The organism is Amphibacillus sediminis NBRC 103570, assembly GCF_001552275.1.
GTDB classification, from domain to species: Bacteria; Bacillota; Bacilli; order Bacillales; family Amphibacillaceae; genus Amphibacillus_B; species Amphibacillus_B sediminis.
Genome location: NZ_BCQW01000017.1, coordinates 13,269 through 32,707 on the forward strand (window position 1 = coordinate 13,269; position 19,439 = coordinate 32,707).

Annotated in this window: 17 protein-coding genes and 1 riboswitch; of the genes, 4 read left to right on the forward strand and 13 right to left on the reverse strand. The window is 38.8% G+C overall.

All coding sequences use genetic code 11. From position 1 onward, the window contains the following. Positions 1 to 17: 17 nt before the first annotated feature. The 6 genes from ASE01S_RS10700 to ASE01S_RS10725 all read right to left on the reverse strand — a co-directional run bounded on the left by ASE01S_RS10700 (position 18) and on the right by ASE01S_RS10725 (position 6,741). Positions 18 to 1,040 carry a uroporphyrinogen decarboxylase family protein gene (locus tag ASE01S_RS10700; RefSeq protein WP_067841940.1) on the reverse strand — a complete coding sequence of 341 codons (1,023 nt, stop codon included), beginning with the start codon at positions 1,038 to 1,040 and terminating at the stop codon, positions 18 to 20. Between the two features lie 20 nt (positions 1,041 to 1,060). Further along, the gene (locus tag ASE01S_RS10705; protein WP_373277948.1) at positions 1,061 to 1,660 is read right to left on the reverse strand and encodes a methionine ABC transporter permease; all 600 of its coding nucleotides are present in this window, start codon (positions 1,658 to 1,660) and stop codon (positions 1,061 to 1,063) included. Positions 1,661 to 1,712: 52 nt separating this feature from the next. After that, a complete protein-coding gene (locus ASE01S_RS10710; RefSeq protein WP_067841944.1) occupies positions 1,713 to 2,738 on the reverse strand; it encodes a methionine ABC transporter ATP-binding protein in 1,026 nt (341 codons plus the stop codon). 374 nt (positions 2,739 to 3,112) lie between these two features. After that, positions 3,113 to 4,213 carry a 5-methyltetrahydropteroyltriglutamate--homocysteine S-methyltransferase gene (locus tag ASE01S_RS10715; RefSeq protein ID WP_067841946.1) on the reverse strand — a complete coding sequence of 367 codons (1,101 nt, stop codon included), beginning with the start codon at positions 4,211 to 4,213 and terminating at the stop codon, positions 3,113 to 3,115. Beyond that, positions 4,210 to 5,334 (reverse strand): methionine biosynthesis PLP-dependent protein, encoded by a 1,125-nt coding sequence (locus tag ASE01S_RS10720; protein ID WP_067841948.1) that lies wholly within the window; start codon positions 5,332 to 5,334, stop codon positions 4,210 to 4,212. The genes ASE01S_RS10715 and ASE01S_RS10720 overlap by 4 nt, the downstream gene beginning before the upstream one ends. A 455-nt stretch (positions 5,335 to 5,789) precedes the next feature. After that, positions 5,790 to 5,895, reverse strand: a riboswitch (SAM riboswitch). Positions 5,896 to 6,000: 105 nt separating this feature from the next. Then, a complete protein-coding gene (locus ASE01S_RS10725; RefSeq protein ID WP_067841950.1) occupies positions 6,001 to 6,741 on the reverse strand; it encodes a GTP pyrophosphokinase in 741 nt (246 codons plus the stop codon). Between the two features lie 695 nt (positions 6,742 to 7,436). On the opposite strand from ASE01S_RS10725, the gene trhA reads away from it, so the two are divergent. Further along, positions 7,437 to 8,087 (forward strand): PAQR family membrane homeostasis protein TrhA, encoded by a 651-nt coding sequence (gene trhA, locus ASE01S_RS10730; protein WP_067841952.1) that lies wholly within the window; start codon positions 7,437 to 7,439, stop codon positions 8,085 to 8,087. A gap of 255 nt (positions 8,088 to 8,342) precedes the next feature. Here the strand turns inward: trhA and ASE01S_RS10735 are convergent, their stop codons facing one another. The 4 genes from ASE01S_RS10735 to ASE01S_RS10750 form a co-directional block, all read right to left on the reverse strand. Then, complete coding sequence (locus ASE01S_RS10735) at positions 8,343 to 9,062, reverse strand: P-II family nitrogen regulator (protein ID WP_067841954.1); 720 nt, start codon at positions 9,060 to 9,062, stop codon at positions 8,343 to 8,345. Beyond that, a complete protein-coding gene (locus tag ASE01S_RS10740) occupies positions 9,037 to 9,786 on the reverse strand; it encodes a DUF1538 domain-containing protein (protein WP_067841956.1) in 750 nt (249 codons plus the stop codon). Before ASE01S_RS10740 ends, ASE01S_RS10735 begins: the two co-directional genes overlap by 26 nt. After that, a complete protein-coding gene (locus ASE01S_RS10745; RefSeq protein ID WP_067841958.1) occupies positions 9,783 to 10,475 on the reverse strand; it encodes a DUF1538 domain-containing protein in 693 nt (230 codons plus the stop codon). The genes ASE01S_RS10740 and ASE01S_RS10745 overlap by 4 nt, the downstream gene beginning before the upstream one ends. Before the next feature lie 296 nt (positions 10,476 to 10,771). Continuing rightward, complete coding sequence (locus ASE01S_RS10750) at positions 10,772 to 11,695, reverse strand: LCP family glycopolymer transferase (protein WP_067841960.1); 924 nt, start codon at positions 11,693 to 11,695, stop codon at positions 10,772 to 10,774. Between the two features lie 396 nt (positions 11,696 to 12,091). On the opposite strand from ASE01S_RS10750, the gene ASE01S_RS10755 reads away from it, so the two are divergent. After that, the gene (locus tag ASE01S_RS10755) at positions 12,092 to 12,292 is read left to right on the forward strand and encodes a hypothetical protein (protein WP_067841962.1); all 201 of its coding nucleotides are present in this window, start codon (positions 12,092 to 12,094) and stop codon (positions 12,290 to 12,292) included. 69 nt (positions 12,293 to 12,361) lie between these two features. Here the strand turns inward: ASE01S_RS10755 and ASE01S_RS10760 are convergent, their stop codons facing one another. Beyond that, entirely contained in the window at positions 12,362 to 13,258 is an 897-nt protein-coding gene (locus ASE01S_RS10760; protein ID WP_067841964.1) for an ATP-grasp domain-containing protein, read from the reverse strand. A gap of 374 nt (positions 13,259 to 13,632) precedes the next feature. On the opposite strand from ASE01S_RS10760, the gene ASE01S_RS10765 reads away from it, so the two are divergent. Together ASE01S_RS10765 and ASE01S_RS10770 are read left to right on the forward strand one after the other, a co-directional pair. Further along, a complete protein-coding gene (locus ASE01S_RS10765) occupies positions 13,633 to 15,414 on the forward strand; it encodes a methyl-accepting chemotaxis protein (RefSeq protein WP_067841966.1) in 1,782 nt (593 codons plus the stop codon). 311 nt (positions 15,415 to 15,725) lie between these two features. Continuing rightward, positions 15,726 to 16,724: a Gfo/Idh/MocA family protein gene (locus ASE01S_RS10770; protein ID WP_067841968.1), complete on the forward strand. Its 999-nt coding sequence runs from the start codon at positions 15,726 to 15,728 to the stop codon at positions 16,722 to 16,724. Positions 16,725 to 17,376: 652 nt separating this feature from the next. Here the strand turns inward: ASE01S_RS10770 and ASE01S_RS10775 are convergent. Both ASE01S_RS10775 and ASE01S_RS10780 read right to left on the reverse strand, forming a co-directional pair. Continuing rightward, on the reverse strand, positions 17,377 to 18,393 hold the full coding sequence (locus ASE01S_RS10775; protein ID WP_067841969.1) for an ABC transporter ATP-binding protein: 1,017 nt from the start codon (positions 18,391 to 18,393) through the stop codon (positions 17,377 to 17,379). Then, on the reverse strand, positions 18,374 to 19,420 hold the full coding sequence (locus ASE01S_RS10780) for an ABC transporter ATP-binding protein (RefSeq protein WP_067841970.1): 1,047 nt from the start codon (positions 19,418 to 19,420) through the stop codon (positions 18,374 to 18,376). The genes ASE01S_RS10775 and ASE01S_RS10780 overlap by 20 nt, the downstream gene beginning before the upstream one ends. Positions 19,421 to 19,439 lie beyond the last annotated feature (19 nt).

Here is a 19,439-nt window from a genome sequence, read left to right on the forward strand (position 1 = left end):
ACTTCATTGAACTTTTTTTAAACGTAATCAATACTTTCTCTTAATGCCTTTAGAGCACTTGCTGATGCATTCGGTGATACAGCGCAATTCGGCACGAGTAAAAATGGTTGATTTTTCATTTCAGCTAAGGCTAGCTTAGCTTGTTTTTTGATTAGTGAGTCATCGGTTGATGATTCAAAGATATGGTGACTGACTCCTGCTACTTTTACTTTATCTAGCTGTACTGATAGTTCTGGATTACCAGTTGCATCTGGATCCCAGCTAATTCCTTCAACCGGATAATCATTAAAGCGTACAGGATCGCCATGAGCTCCACACGTATGCAAAATTCGCCCCTTCTTCTTAAATGCCTGCAAGACCATCATGTCGTAAGGTCTTGAAAATTCATTAAATTGTTCAACCGTAAACAGTTCAGGATGTGCCGTTCCTGTAGTAGCATAAAATAGCCCATCTACTCCTAAATGCTCCAATCTTTGTACATAGTCAGCTAAAGTTACAGCAATGTTGTATAAAGCAAAATGAATATCACTGCGATGGTTGACTAGCCAAGCATTAAAATCAATCGTTGCTTGACTTCCTGGCATGGTCTTATCTGAATAAGGCATAAGACCCGCTAAGAACATAAGGACCGTTAACGGTGAAAAAAGTGTCTGTACCAAAGGTGTATCGTTTAATTGACGACGAAGCTGTTTGACTACTTCGAATTGTTCCTGAAAAGGGGCCGATACATCTACATGAACGGCAGTGACTTGCTTTAAATCACTGGAGTGTTCAATAACAGCTTTAAGCTGACTTGGGAATACCCATTCATAATTAGTATAATCATATTGATTACCAAAGGCTTCAGCAAGATAGGTGGCACGTGGATTAATTTTGATCCAATCCCAATCATATTGTTTGGCAAAGGCAATGGTTACATTCACTAAATCAGTAGCGGTATGCTCATGCTCTAAAAAATGGTGCCAACCACTGACAATGGGGCGATCAGCTTTGTGCCCGGTCATTATTTGGCTGAAGCGCTCTTTTTTGGTTAAAGTCATATCGATCACTTCCTTCTTTACTAACTTCTTCGGATTAGTCGTGCTAATTTATTCCCCGTTGACTGGATCACCTGTACGAAAATAACAAGAATAATAACGGTAGAAATCATCGCAAAATTGTCATAGCGTTGATAGCCGTAAATAATAGCTATATCACCAATACCACCGCCACCAACAGCACCAGCCATTGCTGTTGCACCAATTAACGAGATGGTCGCAGTTGTTAGAGATAAGATAAGTGAACCGAATGCTTCTGGTAGTAAAAAGTAGCGAATAATTTGCAAAGGAGTCGCCCCCATTGATTCAGCAGCTTCAATAATCCCTGACCCTACTTCTAGTAAGGAATTCTCAACTAATCGAGCAATAAAAGGTGTAATATAAATAATTAATGGGACAATTGCAGCAGTTGTTCCAATCGCTGTTCCTACTAACTGACGTGTAAACGGCATAATTGCAACGATTAGGATAATAAATGGCACGGAACGAATCAGGTTAATAATAGGGTTCAAAACAGCATAGAGAATCGGTACTGGAATAATACCTCCACGTTGCGTAACAACAAGTATAATGCCGAGTATTGCACCAATAATTGTACCAACTAGCAGTGACATTCCAACCATATAAAGTGTATCCTGAATACCATCAAGAAATTGTTGTAATGTAATATTCGTTTCAAACACCGACGCTTACCTCCTCAATTCGAACCCCATGTTGTTCAAGGTTAGCGATAACTTTTTCTCGTTTACTTTCTTCACCATCGAAATGAAGATACCAAATAGCTAAGTTTGTATCTTGAATTTCAGTCATATCCATGAATTCGATTGTTATTTGTATTTGATCATCCCGAATCAATTGAACTAAGATCGGTGGCATAGCCTCCGTCCCGACCATTTCAAGCTTGAGCAATCGATCAATACCTTTATCAGTCAATCTTTGCTTAATCTTTTCAGGTAATTCTGTCTTGACTACGGTTTGGACAAAGTTTTTAGTCGTTTTATGCTTAGGATGACCAAACACCTCAAGTACTGACCCCTGTTCTATAATCTCTCCCTGTTCCATGACCGCTACCTTGTTACAAATTTTTTGAATAACGGACATTTCATGTGTAATTAGCAGAATCGTAATTCCATATTTCTCATTTACGCGTTTTAACAAATCAAGGATCGACTGAGTTGTTTGTGGGTCTAGAGCAGATGTGGCTTCATCACATAACAGGATTTTTGGATTTGAAGCAAGTGCTCGAGCGATCCCCACCCGTTGCTTTTGACCTCCCGACAGTTCGTTCGGATAATGACTTGCTTTATCCTTAAGCCCAACAAAATCAAGCAATTCAGTAACACGTTGCTTGATTTCTTGTTTAGACCTTTTCGATAAAATTAAAGGCATCGCAACATTTTGAAAAATGGTTTTGGATTCAAGTAAATTAAAATGTTGAAAGATCATGCCGATTTCCTTTTTAATTTGGCGTAATGCTTTAGCAGATTGCTTCGCCAAATACTTTCCGTCAACAATGACATCCCCTTTTGTTGGACGTTCCAAATAATTGACTAATCGGACTAGCGTACTCTTACCGGCTCCACTATATCCGATCACACCAAAGATATCGCCTTTATCTATCTTTAAGTTAATTCCTTTAAGCGCATGAACTTCACTTTTCTTTTTCTCGTATACTTTATGAATGTCTTGTAGCTCAATCATCAGCATTCCCCCCCTTTTACCAAAGCCTAATATAGAGTTATTCAATCGGATTAATAAACTATATACTAAATTATAAAACATAAAAGCGCAAGAAAAATAGTTTATTTATGTTGTTCAAAAAGTTGCCATATTAGCGAGCAAGCCATGATCATTTGGTAACTACTTAGAACAACGCCCTCTTTAGTTATCGCATATAAAATAACTTACCACAATAATTTAGCTTATCCGTCATAGTTAGCTTTTATGTAATCGAGTCTGACTGCTAGTTTTTAAACATGACTCGGACACAGATGCAAAGATGTGACAGGGCAAGCCTAAGCTTGCCCAATCCAGGTATTTTCACTTGAATTATTTGTCTAATTTCTCTGTGACCATTATCCCCAAACTTCTTTAGCGATCTCAACAACATGTTTTAGTTTATTCCACTGTTCTTCCTCTGTAAGAATATTTCCATGATGAGTGGAAGCAAAGCCACATTGAGGGCTTAAGCAAAGCTGATCTAGCGGAAGATATTTCGCTGCATCTTGGATACGTTTTTTAATAATTTCCTTGTCCTCCAATTCAGCATGCTTAGAGGTAATTAAACCTAGGACAACTTTAGCTCCATTATTCGGAACATGCTTTAAAGGTTCAAAATCCCCTGATCTTTCATCATCATATTCTAAGAAGAAACCATCTACCTTCTCCTTAGCAAATACAACCGGAGCAATCAACTGATAGCTTCCTCCAAATGCGTACGTTGATTGATAATTACCACGACAAATATGAGTCGTAACTGTTAAATCTGCTGGTTTATCAGCTAAGACTTCATTAACCACATGTAAGGCCAATTCAATTAAATATCCACGTGAATATGGACCACTGTCATGATCAATTTCTGGAGATGTCAAGGCAGCTAAATAAACATCATCTATTTGCAAGTACCGAACTCCCGCATCATAAAAAGCTTGAATCGCATCACGATAAGCTAGAATGATATCCTTGGCATAGGCTTCATAATTTGGATAGATTTCCGAATTAATAATATCGGGATGAAACAATTGATTAGGACTTGGAATGGTTTGTTTGGCGATAGCTCTACCATCAACAATAGCATTAAATTCTTTAAAATCTTTAATAAAAGGATGATCTGGATTAAAAGAGATTTTTCCTACATTACGTACATTATAAGGTTCGGTTTCAACTCCTTTGAAGAAGTAACCATGATCAGGGACATAGCCTTCTAAACCATTTAAGCTTTCTAAGAAATCAATATGCCACCAGTCACGACGAAATTCTCCATCTGTTACTACCTCTAACCCTGCCTCAATTTGTTTATCAACAATACGAATGATTTCTTCTGTCTCGATCTCACGTCGCTCGATTAAGCTAATCTTGCCTTCTTTATAGTCTTGGCGTGCTTGCTTTAAACGATCAGGTCTTAATAAACTCCCAACGTGGTCTGCATGAAATGGCTTAACTTGATTAACTGTCATTCTAAATCTCCACCTTTGCTATTATTCATTTTTGAAAAACTTTGAGTCAAATCAGCAATCAGATCATTGACATTCTCAATTCCTACTGAAAAACGTAATAATTGTCCATCAATGCCTCGTGCTACGCGTTCTGCTTCTGGGATGTCAGCGTGTGTTTGTGTCGCTGGGTAGGTGATAAAGCTTTCCACTCCACCTAAGCTTTCAGCAAAGCTGATCAGTTTAAGCTGTTTAAGGAAAGGAGCAACCCAGCTGCTCTCTTGCAATCGAAATGACACCATCGCCCCCTTGCCTGGATAAATAACCTCTTGAACATGATCTTGGTCGGCCAAAAATGCGGCCAAGTGCTGTGCATTTTTTTGTTGTGCCCGTATACGTAATGGCAAAGTTTTGATTCCTCTAATCACGAGCCACGCATCAAAGGGACCCAGTGTTGCGCCAATATTATTATGTAAATCGGCTAAGCGCTCAGCGATTTGTTTTGATTTAGCAACAACAAGGCCAGCAAGAACATCATTGTGTCCAGCTAAATATTTTGTCGCACTATGAACAACGATATCTGCCCCTAAGCGTAATGGCTGTTGTAGGTAAGGCGTGTAGAATGTATTATCAACAATCACAATAAGATCGTTAGCTTTAGCAATTTGACAAACCTCGGTAAGATCAATCTCTTCTAATAAAGGATTGGTCGGGGTTTCTAAAAAGATTGCTTTTGTCTCTGGTCTGATCATTTGCTTAATCGATCTTAAGTCTTGAAAATCAGCATAGCTGACTTCTAACTGGTAGTGCTCATGGGCATGTGCCAACAAACGGTATGTTCCACCATAAATATCATAAGGCAGTAAAATGTGATCACCTGACTTAAATAGCGATAAAACAAGCTGAATAGCCGCCATCCCTGAACTACAGGCAAAGCCTGCCACCCCATGCTCTAAAGCAGCAATACCCTCTTCTAAAATAGACCTTGTCGGGTTTTTAGTACGTGTATATTCATATCCCGTTGACTGCCCTAATTCATTGTGACGATATGCCGTTGATAGATGAATAGGTGGGCTAATTGCACCAGTGGTATCGTCTTGTTTATTTCCTAGTTGCACATAAACACTTTCAGGCTGTAAAACCATCGTTCTCACCTCTACTTTTTATTTAGTTATCTATTAGAGGTTGTTCAAACGTCACAAAATAATAAACTGCTTTTTCACTACCTGGATAGACAGGTTCTAGCATGCTGTCTACCCTGCTTACTCTTATTTAGCAACTATTTGAACACACACTATTAGAATCAATAAAGTGAAACTTCGTTCAGTGGGGGGTCGACGCATAGGATGTGCGTGCAGACGCCGCGACACGACGTCGCGAACTTAGTCAACTTCCTCTCTCCCCCACTGAACGTTAGTTGAACCAATCGAACCGTTACTGGCTGTTGGATCACCCACTTAGACATGACGTGTTCCCTTATTTCTTGAAGGGGAAGTCCTACAAAAGCCCTTCGATGGGGCGAGTAATCGCAGCCCCAGGCAGTTACATTGCAATAAAAAAGACCTTCTAAGAAGAAGGTCTTGAATGAAATCAAAGCTTCCTCTTATCTTCAAGGCTTTTATACCTAGTGGAATTAGCACCTTACCTTTAACAAGGCGGTTGCTGAGATTTCATCGGGCCATTCCCTCCATCTCTCTTGATAAGAACACGTTATAAAATTTTCAGAAAAGTCTAACTTGAAGTTATTCTATTATAAATAATTCGAAAATGCAATACTTATTTTTAACTACTTCCGAATTTCTTGCATTCATTTAATCATTTAACAGGCTATTTAGAAACTTCATCGGCAGGTGGAAGCGCATATTTTGTAATTGTAGTTCTTCTGAATCATGATCATGATTGTCACTCTCTTTAATTTCAATCATTTCCAAATGCAGATTCTCCATTTTTTGGTCTAATTGGTAAGCAATTGAGGCGGCATCTGCCAATTCATTTTTTATCCGTTCAGGAATCTCTTTATTATATTTATAATAGATTTTATGCTCTAAGCTTGCCCAGAAATCCATTGCAATTGTTCTGATTTGGAGCTCGACTAAGACATGCTCCACACCATCAGACATATTGATAGGGACCAATATGATCATGTGTAAGCTTCGATAGCCGTTTCCTTTTGGGTTCTTGATATAATCTTTTTCTTTGACTAGGGTAATGTCACTCTGTTCTACCAGCATTTGTCGTAAAAGATAAATATCCGATTCAAAGGCACAGCTAATTCTTAAACCAGCAATATCATGAATATGTTGCTTAATGCTCTTTAAGTTAAGGGGGATACCTTTTTTAATCGCCTTTTTCATAATACTTTCGGGAGATTTAATCCGGGACGTAATATGTTCAATCGGGTTGTAATCATGAATATACTGGAATTCCTGCTTTAATATGTCGACTTTTGTATTCATCTCTTCTAAAGCAAATTTGTAGCACATTAAAAAGCGCATGAACTCTCTTTTTTGAGACTTGAAGTTAAGTTTTTCTAATTTTAATTGATCTACCATTACGCTTCTCCTTATTGGCTATTTTTTCGTTACATCATTATTTTATCACAGCGCTTTCATAAATAAAAAAAAGACGCTACCTGAAAATGAATAATAAAGGTTCCTTTAAGCACATTGAAGCGGGAGTCTTACAAAAGCCCTTTGATGGGGCGAGTAATCGCAGCCCCAGCCAGTTACACTGCGATAAAAGAAGCTAACGGTTATGGAGCTTCGTTCGTATGTCAAATATGTTTCGCTAAGTGTGTCACAGCAAGTGTAATCCCTTTAATACCTCCCCCTGTTCCCTATGTTTGAAATGACAAAATAGATGATATTTTATCAAGCATTTTTGGCAATGCTGATGTTAGCTAAAAATAATAGCTCTTAATAAAGTAAAACTTCGTTCAGTGGCGGTTTCGCCCCATAGGATGTGCTCGTGCAACATTGAGACACGACGTCGCGAACTTAGTCAGCTTCCTCTCTCCCCCACTGAACATTAGTTGAATCAATCGGGCCGTTACTAGCTGTTGGATCTCCCACTTAGACATGACGTGTTCCCTTATTTCTTGAACTGGGAGGCTTATAAAAGTCCTTCGATGGCGCGAGTAATCCAGCCCAGCCGGTTACACTGCGATAAAACAAGATAGGAGATTGAGTTGCATTATTCAAGTAAACTGTTCATAATTAGAATTAATTAATGTGAAAGAAGGTTGATTATGAAGAAAGAACATCACTTTACATTAGGTGAAGAAATTGCCAATGCAATTACACATGGGATTGGGATCTTGTTAAGTATAGCTGGGTTAGTCCTGCTCATTGTTTTTGCCTCATTACAGGGGTCTGCTTGGCATGTGATAAGCTTTACCATTTTTGGCATAACCATGGTGTTTCTTTATACATCATCGACACTGTTGCACAGCTTACCACCTGGAAAAGCTAAGCATGTTTTTGAAATTCTCGATCACTCGTCGATCTATTTTTTCATTGCTGGTAGCTATACACCCTTTTTGTTAATTGTCGTACGTGGATCACTTGGTTGGACATTATTCGGCGTAGTATGGGCTATTGCTATTGGTGGAACGATCTTTAAAGTGTTTTTTGTGAAACGATTTATCATTTTCTCCACTGTTCTCTATGTCGTAATGGGCTGGCTGATTGTCTTTAGCTGGGATACATTAACATCTGCCATCGCTAAGGAAGGAATCGTTTTACTAGCTGTTGGTGGAATGCTCTATACCTTAGGAACAATATTTTACGTCTGGCGTGGCTTTAAGTTCCATCATATGATCTGGCATCTGTTTGTTTTAGGTGGAACCATCACCCATTTTTTCTCAGTTATTCTCTATGTGCTGCCAATTTCAATATAGGTTTAACTTCATTCAGTAGACATTTATCGAGCTTTGCTCGATAAGATCTGGACGCTAATCCGCTAGGGCACATTTGATATAGCGAAACTTCGTTCAGTGGGGATTTTGATACATAGGATCTGCTCGTGCAGATGTTTCGACACGATGTCGCCAACTTAATCAGCTTCCTCCCCCCCACTGAACGTTAGTTGAACCAATCATGTTAGAGCTAGCAACCAATCGGTGTATCTGACTGGTTACTAGCTCTGTTTAGATTTATTTTCCACTAAGCTGGTCATTAATCAAATGATTAATCCCAATCGTTCTCTCCACTTCTAAAACAAAAGCAATCCCTTTTCCAGGCTGATCAAGACCAACAGCTTGATTAATTTCCTTTAAAACACCTGGTGTCTTCTCACGTTCAATTAGTGTTAAAATCACTTCTTTTTCTGGTTCAATCATAATATTAAACAGCTTGGCTTTTTCATGAATTCCCGTTCCACGACCGTGAATGACAGTTCCGCCATCAGCTCCCGCTCTTTTAGTTGCATCAACAACTTCCTCGGAATCGCCATTGTTTACAATCGTAATAATTAAATCATGGTTAACCATCTTAGGATCAGTCATTGGGTCTATCTCTCCTTTCCTGCTACAGTCTGCGATTTCAGCTCCAGTTAAGTGTACAATACCCATTACTTTTTTTATATCGATCACAATAGCAATACCTGGTGTTTTATGATCAAGTTGCGCAGTCGATTCAATTGCTGTCAAAACATCAAAATATATCTCTTCTGAAACAATCGTAAAAATTACTTCCCGCTCACGTTCAACCGGAATACCAAAGATACGCTTCTTTTCTTTTAATTTAAGTCCTGTCGCAGGTATAATGGTACCACCTCTTGCTCCAGCTAACCTCGAGGCATGCACAACCTGGCTTGCTTTATTTTTCTTAACAATGGTAATAATTAATTTATGATCTTGAATGCGCTCGAACATCATTCTTCCCCTCACTTTTCTGAAACAATTTACCGAGTATTAGTACCGATAGAATTGGGGCTAATGCTACTAGGGCAATCATTCCAAAACCATCTGTTAATGGATCACGTCCCTCTGTTACACTAGCAAGTCCGACAAACATGGCCAGCATAAAGGTTGCAATCATAGGTCCAGTAACGATACCACCAGAGTCAAAGGCAATCGCAGTAAATAGCTTACTGGAACCTCTAGCTAAATAAAATGCAAGCAAGTAGCCTGGCAGTACAAAATACCAAATAGAAAAACCAACTAAAACTCTAATCATCATTAACGAGATCGATAAACCGACACCGATCGAAATGGTTAAAAGTAAAGCCTTACGAGATATATAGCCAGCTGATACCTTTTCCACTTGCTGACCTAAAACGGTTAGAGCAGGCTCTGCATATGCTGTGAAAAATCCGAGAATAAACCCTATCGGGATAAGCAGCCATTTATGCTCTATCTGTCCAAGTCGTTCACCCATAATTTCGCCGACTGGCATAAAACCAATATTAACACCTTGTAAGAAGATAGCCAAGCCAGCATACGTTAAAGCAAACCCTACTAAAATATCTGCTACGCGTTTAATTTTTAACTTGAGGAAAAAGATCTGGAAAATAAAGAAGCATAGTAATAGTGGAAGTAATGCCTGAGCTACTTCGTACAATACGGTGCCAAAACCATCAAAAATATTTAGGCTCATCCAAACATCACCCCCAACAGCAGTACTGAAATAACTGGCCCAATCGAAGCAAGGGCAATAAGGCCAAAGCCATCACCAGATGTGGCTTTTCCTCTTAATACAGCTGCTGATCCTACACCAAGTGCTAAAATAAACGGAACAGTCATGGCCCCAGTTGTCGCACCACCTGCATCAAGTGAGATTGGGACAAAAGAGGGGGGCGTTAGTAATGCCAATCCAAAGATAATCAGGTAGCCAACAGACAATACTTTAATCAAGGATAGATTAAAGATCATGCGTGTCAATGCCACTGCTACAGAAATGCCGACACCTAACGAAACAAAGAGAACCAAGGTTAAGGCAGAGACAGCACCACCTGATACCAGATCTACCTGATTACTTAAAACCTGTACACCCGGTTCGGCCATTGTGACAACAAAGCCAAGCAAAAATCCAAAAATTAACATCAGCGAAATCTTTTTAGTTTTTGAAAGTGCCGATCCAATCATTTCCCCAACAGGGGTCATACCTACTTGAACACCAAGTAAAAACAAATAGATCCCGACAAATGCAATAATAGCCCCAGCACAAAATTGCATAAATACTTCTGTCGGTAATTGTACAAGCGTGAACTGTAGAATTACGATAATAAGTGTTAGGGGTAAAATAGATCTTACCACTTCAAAAAACGTCGCTTTCAATGTATCCATGTTATCTCCTCCAACTATATTCAATTATAACAATTAGCTAGCTAAAAAGCGATTAATATGGGTAGAGGAGTTCAATTTAACTTCCTTATTTGTTAAATTTAGTTATTTTATCTGATTCATCGACCTTCACATGTACATCTCAGAGCAAACTGAATGAGCACAATTGCTTACCTATAACAGGAAGCTATTTTCCCCTAAAGAATAGGCGCATGGCAATAGCCACGCACCCTTTATTCATATCAGGACTATTCGTTTAAATATCAACCTGATTTTTTATCTAATATTAATTTGACAGATTAGGATTCAATCATTTCTCTCACTTTGACCACTTCTTCATCAGGAACAATATAGTAGTAGATCCCATCAATCGTTTTACCCGTTCCCTGCACTTGATAACTATCAACGTGACGTCGTGTATCACGATATTGCTGTAATAATGATAACATATCACTAAATTCCATATTCGTTCCCATATTATTCCCAAGTATATCGGTAAATTCAACAATGCGCGTCGCGTTCGAGATCGTTGCACCTTCATTAATAATCGCGGTAATCAGATTTCGTTGTCGCTCAGCCCGACCAAAATCGCCATTTGGATCTTGCTTACGCATTCTCACATAGTTTAATGCCATTTCTCCATTTAATTCAACTGGACCAACTGGAAAATCATAACCGCCTTGACTAAACGCTAGCTCATTATTAACCGTTATAGTTCCTAATTCATCAATTAGCTCTTTAAGTCCCTCCATATTTAGACGAACAAAGAAATCAATCTCAATTCCTAGGAAATTCTCCACCGTTTCAATGGCCATATCAGGCCCACCAAACGCATAGGCATGATTAATTTTGTCTTCTGTACCACGCCCTACTAGTGTTGTCCTTGTATCACGGGGGATACTCACAATACTCATTCGATCCTCGTCTGGCTTTAATGTCATAACCATAATCGCATCAGATCTTCCGCTATCTGAAGTTTCAGCATCCAAACCTAAGAGCAAGATATTAAGGTTATCACGATTATTTAATTTTTTTTGTGTCAGATTAGAATCGATCGCTGATACCGCTTCGAACATTTTACCATCGACGTTGCCTTTTATTCCAAAATAAACATATGCAGCAAATCCACCAACTATGAGGAATAGAGATAGCAATATAATTAAAGGGGTTAAAATCCACCAATTTCGCTTTTTTCTTTTTTTCTGAGCGTTACGTCTACTCATTGACATCGTCCTATCTAAATTTAGTATTTGCATTTTAACTATCTTTAAGTATAGCAAAAAAGCCAAAATGTACAAGTATTGTAAAGGGAAATGATAATTTTAAAAAGTTTTCATTTAGAAGCGACAAGTCAAAGGTACTGCTGTTTTATAGCTACTGCTTTTAGATATAGATGGAACCAACCAATGATACTAACTCCACTTACCTATGGTTTTATAAAATCGTCAATAAGATCACCTGTCTTTTGGTGATACAAGTTTACAAAATTACGTCGATTGAGTGACAGTTTTCCATCAAGTTTACAAATCTATTAAAAAGCTCGGCATAAGGATTAATGCTGTTAACACCGGGTATGGAATAGTGTAAGACAAATTCTTAGTTTTTAGGAGGAATTGATGATGAAAAAAAGCATAAAAATTATCGGTGCAGTTGCTCTATCACTTGGATTATTAGCGGCATGCGGGGAAGATACTGATGACCAGATCGAGAATCCAAATATTCAGGATCCGGCTACCCCTCCAAATGATGATCTAGATAATGACTTAGAAGACCCAGGGATGGATATGGAACAAGACCCAGCAAATGAAAATACAAACTAGTCTACCCTTGAGACTACTCGCTACGAGTAGTCTCAAATTTATGATTATGGAGCGAATCAAATCCATCTTTCATTCATGAATTCGGTTTAACATGTGAATAATATGCTCAAAAATAGCTTCACTTACATCGATACCCGTACAGTTAAAAATGTTCTTAATATGCGCATTAGAATTAACTTCGCAAATAATCGGATTCCCATTAGCGGCGAACAATAAATCAACACCAGAAAAATCGGCCCCAACAGCCTGGGAAGCCTTTACTGCAAGGGCTTTAAAACTAGCGTCAGGCTCAGCCTCTTCCATAGTGGCTCCATTACTGACATTGGCCCGAAAGTCGCACAGAGAAATTCGTTTCATTGAAGCTACCACTTGATCTCCCACTACATGAATCCGAATGTCCTTACCGTGGCTTGACTTGATATATGCTTGATAAAGATGCGGTGTAAAGCGCAAAGCTTTGGCTGTTTTAATCAGTTCTTGTTTATTTTTGACTAAATAAACTTGTTCACCAAATGATCCGAAAGCTTCTTTAACAATGAGAGGCAAGCTAAGCTGTTCGATAATTTGATCAAGGTAGTTGATATCTAATTCCACCTGATCTGGAAATAGCATAGGTGCAAAAATAGTTTCGGGTTGAGGCAATCCATATTTCGCTAGTCTTTGATGCATCATTATTTTGTTATCACACCAAGCAATCGTCTGAGCAGAATTAAAAACAGGAATCCCCGCAAGTTGAATTTGCTCGGCAAGACGAATATCTTTGTCTAAATAAAGAACAAAATCAGGATTTTGAATCGGGCTCATTATCGCAGGTTTATTCTCTTTAATTCCAAACACTAAATCACTATTCGCTACCGCAGTTAAATGGATATCAAAATAAGCGGCTGTTTGAATATACCATTCATTTAGCTCTAGAAACTTTTGATCTAATAAACCACCATTATAAATTAACCAGCCTTTATACATAGAATGTCCACCTCAAATTCCCGTTTCCTTTATCTTACCTAGCTTGCTTGCTTTATTCAACAGTAAGAATTTTTTGTGAACTCACAACTTATTTACTACACTTTTTTTTGAATAGGACGAAATAATTATATAAGTAATGTGTTAAAAGCATGGCTAATACGAGGGAAATATGCCGAAAAAGTGGGCTGTTTGAGCATCTTTACTTAGACATGACGTGTTCCCAGTGGGAGGCTTACAAAAGCCCTTCGATGGGGCGAGTAATTGCAGCCCCAGCCAGTTACACTGAGATAAAAATCAATGACTCTTGTCCATACATTATTCGGTGACTTTTGACACAACTTCTACTAAATTTTTTTATGAAGGGATGAGCACATGTGCACAAGCTTAGAAAAATAAAATTCTTATTGCCATTTTTTATGGTTATTTTACTCGTTGTTCCATTGACTATTTCTGGTATCTTTTCTTATCAACACACAGCTATCATTGAACGTGCTATTATTGAAAAGTCCGAGTTAGAGGCACTAGGCTCACGCTATCAAAATATCTTTGCATATTTTGAATCCTTGCTAGACCAGTTGGTTGAGCAGGACGAATTTCAATTTGAAACAATCAACGTAACAGCTCATGGGGATACGGATATCTCAAGAATGCCAGCAGCTAATCAGCCAAACTTAACTTACTACTATGAGCAAACACTAACTGAATTAGCTGATGATGATGATTATGTTCTTAATTTATATATCGGGACTAGTGATGGCGCACTGTATTTAGATAGCATACCTGATGCTGATTTAACAAACTATGACCCTCGCACGAGAGATTGGTACATTCAATCTACTGAAGCAAATGGCGATACGATTTGGACCTCTCCATATATTGATGCAGCCTCTGGTGAACCCGTTATTACAATTGCTAAAGCGATTCAAGATCATCAGGGACAAGTGATCGGTGCAATTGGCTTAGACTTTGATATGGCACAATTAGTAAGATTAGTCAGAATGGACACCTTAAAGGAAACGATCATCATTACTGTTATTTCAGTTGTGGCTGGTTTAATCATTGTTTTTTTCTTTATCCGTTCATTGCTATTTAATTTAAAAACAATTAATCATGAGATGGAGCGCATTGCAGCAGGTGATTTAAGTGGAGAACCGCTAAAAATGCGTGGAAAAAATGAATTTTATACATTAGCCAATTCGGTTGATAAAATGAAACAGCAACTTGCTCAAGTGATCGATGGAATTAAAGTCGCCTCAAACAAAGTAACGGAACAAAGTGTTTTGTTAACTGAATCAGCCTATCAGGTTAAAGAGGGCAGTGAATATATTTCGACTACAATGGAGCAACTAACAGTGGGTAGTGAAACACAAGCTAATAGTAGCACTGAGTTAGCTACCGCTATGGAACGCTATCGTGGGCAGGTCGAAGCTGCAACCATTCATTCAAAAGATGTGGTAGAGCAATCTGAGCATGTTGCTCAGTTAAGTCAACAAGGGGCGAAGCAGATTAATCTATCCACTAATCAAATGCAACAAATCCATCAGCTTGTGCACAACGCTTATCAAAAAGTTAAAGGACTCGATCAAAAGTCACAAGAGATTGGTCAAATTGTTACGGTAATTAGAGAAATCGCTGAACAAACCAATTTACTGGCTTTAAATGCCGCTATTGAAGCAGCACGAGCGGGTGAAGAAGGACGGGGCTTTGCCGTTGTTGCAGATGAAGTCAGAAAGCTTGCAGATCAAGTTAATGAATCGATTGCAGAGATTTCAACGATTATTATCGATATTCAAACTGAATCTACTGAGGTTTCACAAGCACTTGAGACTGGTTATGACCAAGTTGATCAAGGCACGAAGCAAATTGAACAAACAGGCGTTAATTTTAAAAATATTGATGATTCGCTCACAGACATGGTCGATAAAATCCAACATATACTCACAGATTTAACGAAAATCCAAGCTGAAACACAACAAATGAATCAAGGCGTTGATGAAATCGCATCTGTTTCACAAGAAGCCGCCGCAGCTATTGAGCAAGCGGCCGCTTCAACCGAAGAAACCAACAGTTCAATGGAGGAAGTATCAAAAAGTGCAAAGGAACTATCGGATTTGGCCACATCTTTAGAACAAGCAGTCAAAAAGTTCACGATTTAGACCTGATCATTCAACGCGAAAAAAACTTAAACCGTGCTTGATGTAGCAATTTTTATAGATCAAGCACGGTTTAATAATGCGCACTGTTGAGGGTGACAAACTAATTTCTTTTTGCTATGATGTAAGCGGAAACATATGTATGAGCAGTTAAACAATGGGATTTGGTATTATTTTGATATGATTAATATGACACAATTAGTAAAAAAACAGATATGGGGTTATTTGCCTAGCAGGGGAAAAACTTCACAAAGTGTTATACCATATGGGGTATGAGTATACTGAATAAAAAATGTATAAAAGGAGTGTTCGAAATGACTGAACAAGTTCGCTGGGGAATCCTAAGCACAGCTGGTATTGCTCAATTTGAAGTTATACCAGCTATGATAAGATCGAACAATGCAACCGTTACGGCAATCGCTAGCCTAAGTGGACGGGCTCAAGAGGTAGCTCAACTATTTAAGATTGAAAAAGCCTTTGACAGTTACGATCAACTGCTTGATGATCCAGATATTGATGCTGTTTACATCCCACTCCCTAACCACTTACACAAAGAGTGGACGGTTAAAGCCGCAAAAAAGAAAAAGCATATCCTCTGTGAGAAACCAGGCGCTTTAACAGCTAAGGATATTGAAGAGATACAACAAGTATGTCACCAGCATCAAGTCATCTATATGGAGGGCTTTATGTATTATCTGCATCCCCAGCATCAACGCGTGCACCAGCTTATTAAAACGGGTGAAATTGGAGACATCAAGCAATTTAGAGCAAGGTTTTCCTTTCACTTAACTGATCGGGCAGATAATATTCGAATGGATCCTAGCATGGGGGGTGGAAGCCTTTATGATATAGGTTGCTATACAATTCATGCGATGAGAAATATTTTAGGAGAGGAACCAACTTCTGTTCATACAGAAGCAATCATTGATCCGACTTATCATGTAGAAACAAGTGCTGTTTCATTCTTTAATTTTTCATCTGGAATCACGGCGATTTTGGAAAGCAGCTTTGATATGTTTGGCCAAGATGAATACGAAATCATTGGAACTGAAGGACGAATAAAGGTGCCGCGTGCCTTCCGACCAGATAATCGTGGTGGAGAAGGAATAGTTGTGTTAGATAAAGGACATTTTGTTCGGAGTGAAAGCTTTTCTAACGATTTATATCGTGATGAAATTGAACACATTTCACATGCTATTTTAACGAAAAGCGAGCCTATTCTAACCATTGACAACACCTTAAATAACATGAAGGTGATCGATGCTTGCCTCGAGTCGATCTCAACTAAACAAAAAGTAGCCATTCGACGCTAGCATTTTCCCACTTTACTTTAGTTAGCGCTTTAGAATCCAAAAGGATAGATGTAGCTAAAACCCTACATCTATCCTTTCTCTAGTTTTACTATTTGATCAATACTCTAATCATACAGAATCTCAATCCAATGACTTTAAAAAAACGGATAATAAAGTAAAACTTTGTTCAGTGCGGGTTTCGACGGATAGGATGTGCTCGTGTAGACGTTGAGACACAACGTCACAAAACTTGGTCAGCTTTCTTTTTCCCCACTGAACGTTAGTTGAACCAATCGGGCCGTTACTGGCTCTTGGACCTCCCACTTAGACATGACGTGTTCCCTTATTTCTTCTAGTGGGAGTATTACAAAACCCCTTCGATGGGGCGAGTAATCGCAGCCCCATCCAGTTACACTGCGATAAAGAACTAATGAAACAAATATTATTCCGAATTGCAGGATAGGAAGACGCGACTCGATCTAAAAAACCACTTCTAATAATAGACGTGCTAAGAGAAATATCTATTCCACCTTAGCTGTTATTCATTTTAGCAAAAGTCGATTAATTAGCGTTATACTGCAAAAATTGGACTAATCCACCGACACAAAAAAGACTGTAAACAAACGGCGTTGGAAGCGTAGTTTCGTTTACAGTCTACAAAGCTGATTTTTTATTAATAATTAGGCTTATGTGTACCTTCTTCAATCTCTTTCATATAATGACATGCACCAACATGTCCTTCTTTCATATAATCCTCAGCTCGAAGCTCAGGCACATCTACTTTACATTTTTCTGTCGCGAAAGGACAGCGAGTGTGGAAACGACAACCAGAAGGAGGATCAATCGGAGATGGTACGTCTCCTTGAAGGATGATTCGTTCCTGTTTCTTTTCAGGTTCTGGATCAGGTACTGGAATAGCTGATAACAATGCCTTTGTATAAGGATGTTGAGGGTTATCAAAAATAGATTTTTTATCACCCATCTCAACAATCTTTCCTAAATACATTACAATAACACGATCTGAAATATGACGAACAACGCCTAAATCATGTGAGATAAACAAATAGGTTAAGCCAAACTCACGTTGAAGCTTTTTCATCAAGTTTATAACTTGTGCTTGAATTGAAACATCCAGTGCTGATACAGCCTCATCCGCTATAATTAATTTTGGATCAACTGAGAGCGCCCGTGCAATCCCAATACGCTGACGCTGACCTCCACTAAACTCATGAGGGAAACGATCAGCTTGGTGAGCACCCAAACCAACGACCTCCATAAGCTCAGCAATTTTGGCATCTCGTTCTGATTTAGGTACAACATTTTGTATTTGTAATGCTTCCTCTAATACTTGACGAACTGTTTGACGAGGGTTAATAGAAGCATAAGGATCCTGGAAAATAATCTGTAAATCCTTTCGTTTTGCCCGCATCTGTCTTTTGCTAAGACTAAGCAAATCCTCGCCGTTAAATTCAACCTGTCCAGATGTTGGCTCGTCTAATCTTAGAATAGCACGACCTGTTGTTGATTTACCACAGCCTGATTCACCTACAATACTAACTGTCTCACCCTCATATACAGTAAAACTAATCCCATCTACGGCTTTTACATTATTGATTGTTCGACCAAGCATGCCCCCTTTAATTGGGAAATATTGCTTTAGGTCAGTAACCTTAAGAAGTTCTTTCGCCATTAACGTTCACCTCCGGTTCTCCATCCCATTCGTCTGTATAAATCCAACAGCGAATTTGATTGCCATCTTCACTTTCTTCCAAGTCAGGTAAGCGCTCACGGCATATTTCACTCGCAAATGGACAGCGTGGGGCAAAGCGACAGCCTTTAGGCATATCGGCTGGACTCGGAACCGAGCCTTTGATGACTTGTAATTCCTCGTCTTCTAAATCAATATCGTGACGTGGCAACGAATTAAGCAATCCTACCGTATAAGGATGTTTTGGATGTTTGAACAAATCTTTTACAGCGGCATACTCTACCACTTTCCCCATGTACATAACCGCTACATAGTCACATGTTTCTGCTACTACACCCAGATCGTGTGTAATCATAATAATGGACATACCTAAGCGATTTTGTAGATCTTTCATTAACTCAAGTATTTGCGCTTGGATAGTTACATCTAATGCTGTTGTCGGTTCGTCAGCAATCAGTAATTCAGGGTCACATGCTAACGCCATTGCAATCATTACGCGTTGACGCATCCCACCAGATAATTCATGGGGATACTGCTTAACACGTCGCTCTGGAGAAGGTATCCCAACTAGCTTAAGCATTTCCACTGAACGAAGCATAGCCTCTTTCTTACTCATTTTTTGGTGAATTTGGAACGATTCACTAATTTGTTGTCCGACTGTATAAACCGGATTTAATGACGTCATCGGTTCCTGAAAAATCATTGAAATTTCATTCCCACGAATTTGACGCATTTGAGCTTCTGTTTTATCGAGAAGGTTCTCACCTTTAAAGATAACCTCTCCACCTTTAACCTTACCGGGGTTCTGGATTAAGCGTAAAATGGAAAGGGATGTAATACTTTTTCCTGAACCTGATTCACCTACGATACCTAATGTTTTCCCTTTTGGTACGGCAAAGTTTACACCATCTACAGCTTTAACTTCAAATTTGTCTGTGAAGAATGATGTCTGCAGATTGCGGATTTCTAGAATCGGTTCTTCTATCAATGTATCAGTTGCTTTCGTCATTGGTTATCACACCTTTCCT

Excerpts from the sequence above, each read along its gene's own strand:
- ASE01S_RS10700 (WP_067841940.1), bottom strand. The coding sequence starts at position 1,040 with ATGACTTTAACCAAAAAAGAGCGCTTCAGCCAAATAATGACCGGGCAC.
- ASE01S_RS10705 (WP_373277948.1), bottom strand. The coding sequence starts at position 1,660 with ATGGTTGGAATGTCACTGCTAGTTGGTACAATTATTGGTGCAATACTC.
- ASE01S_RS10710 (WP_067841944.1), bottom strand. The coding sequence starts at position 2,738 with ATGATTGAGCTACAAGACATTCATAAAGTATACGAGAAAAAGAAAAGT.
- ASE01S_RS10715 (WP_067841946.1), bottom strand. The coding sequence starts at position 4,213 with ATGACAGTTAATCAAGTTAAGCCATTTCATGCAGACCACGTTGGGAGT.
- ASE01S_RS10720 (WP_067841948.1), bottom strand. The coding sequence starts at position 5,334 with ATGGTTTTACAGCCTGAAAGTGTTTATGTGCAACTAGGAAATAAACAA.
- ASE01S_RS10725 (WP_067841950.1), bottom strand. The coding sequence starts at position 6,741 with ATGGTAGATCAATTAAAATTAGAAAAACTTAACTTCAAGTCTCAAAAA.
- trhA (WP_067841952.1), top strand. The coding sequence starts at position 7,437 with ATGAAGAAAGAACATCACTTTACATTAGGTGAAGAAATTGCCAATGCA.
- ASE01S_RS10735 (WP_067841954.1), bottom strand. The coding sequence starts at position 9,062 with ATGTTCGAGCGCATTCAAGATCATAAATTAATTATTACCATTGTTAAG.
- ASE01S_RS10740 (WP_067841956.1), bottom strand. The coding sequence starts at position 9,786 with ATGAGCCTAAATATTTTTGATGGTTTTGGCACCGTATTGTACGAAGTA.
- ASE01S_RS10745 (WP_067841958.1), bottom strand. The coding sequence starts at position 10,475 with ATGGATACATTGAAAGCGACGTTTTTTGAAGTGGTAAGATCTATTTTA.
- ASE01S_RS10750 (WP_067841960.1), bottom strand. The coding sequence starts at position 11,695 with ATGAGTAGACGTAACGCTCAGAAAAAAAGAAAAAAGCGAAATTGGTGG.
- ASE01S_RS10755 (WP_067841962.1), top strand. The coding sequence starts at position 12,092 with ATGAAAAAAAGCATAAAAATTATCGGTGCAGTTGCTCTATCACTTGGA.
- ASE01S_RS10760 (WP_067841964.1), bottom strand. The coding sequence starts at position 13,258 with ATGTATAAAGGCTGGTTAATTTATAATGGTGGTTTATTAGATCAAAAG.
- ASE01S_RS10770 (WP_067841968.1), top strand. The coding sequence starts at position 15,726 with ATGACTGAACAAGTTCGCTGGGGAATCCTAAGCACAGCTGGTATTGCT.
- ASE01S_RS10775 (WP_067841969.1), bottom strand. The coding sequence starts at position 18,393 with ATGGCGAAAGAACTTCTTAAGGTTACTGACCTAAAGCAATATTTCCCA.
- ASE01S_RS10780 (WP_067841970.1), bottom strand. The coding sequence starts at position 19,420 with ATGACGAAAGCAACTGATACATTGATAGAAGAACCGATTCTAGAAATC.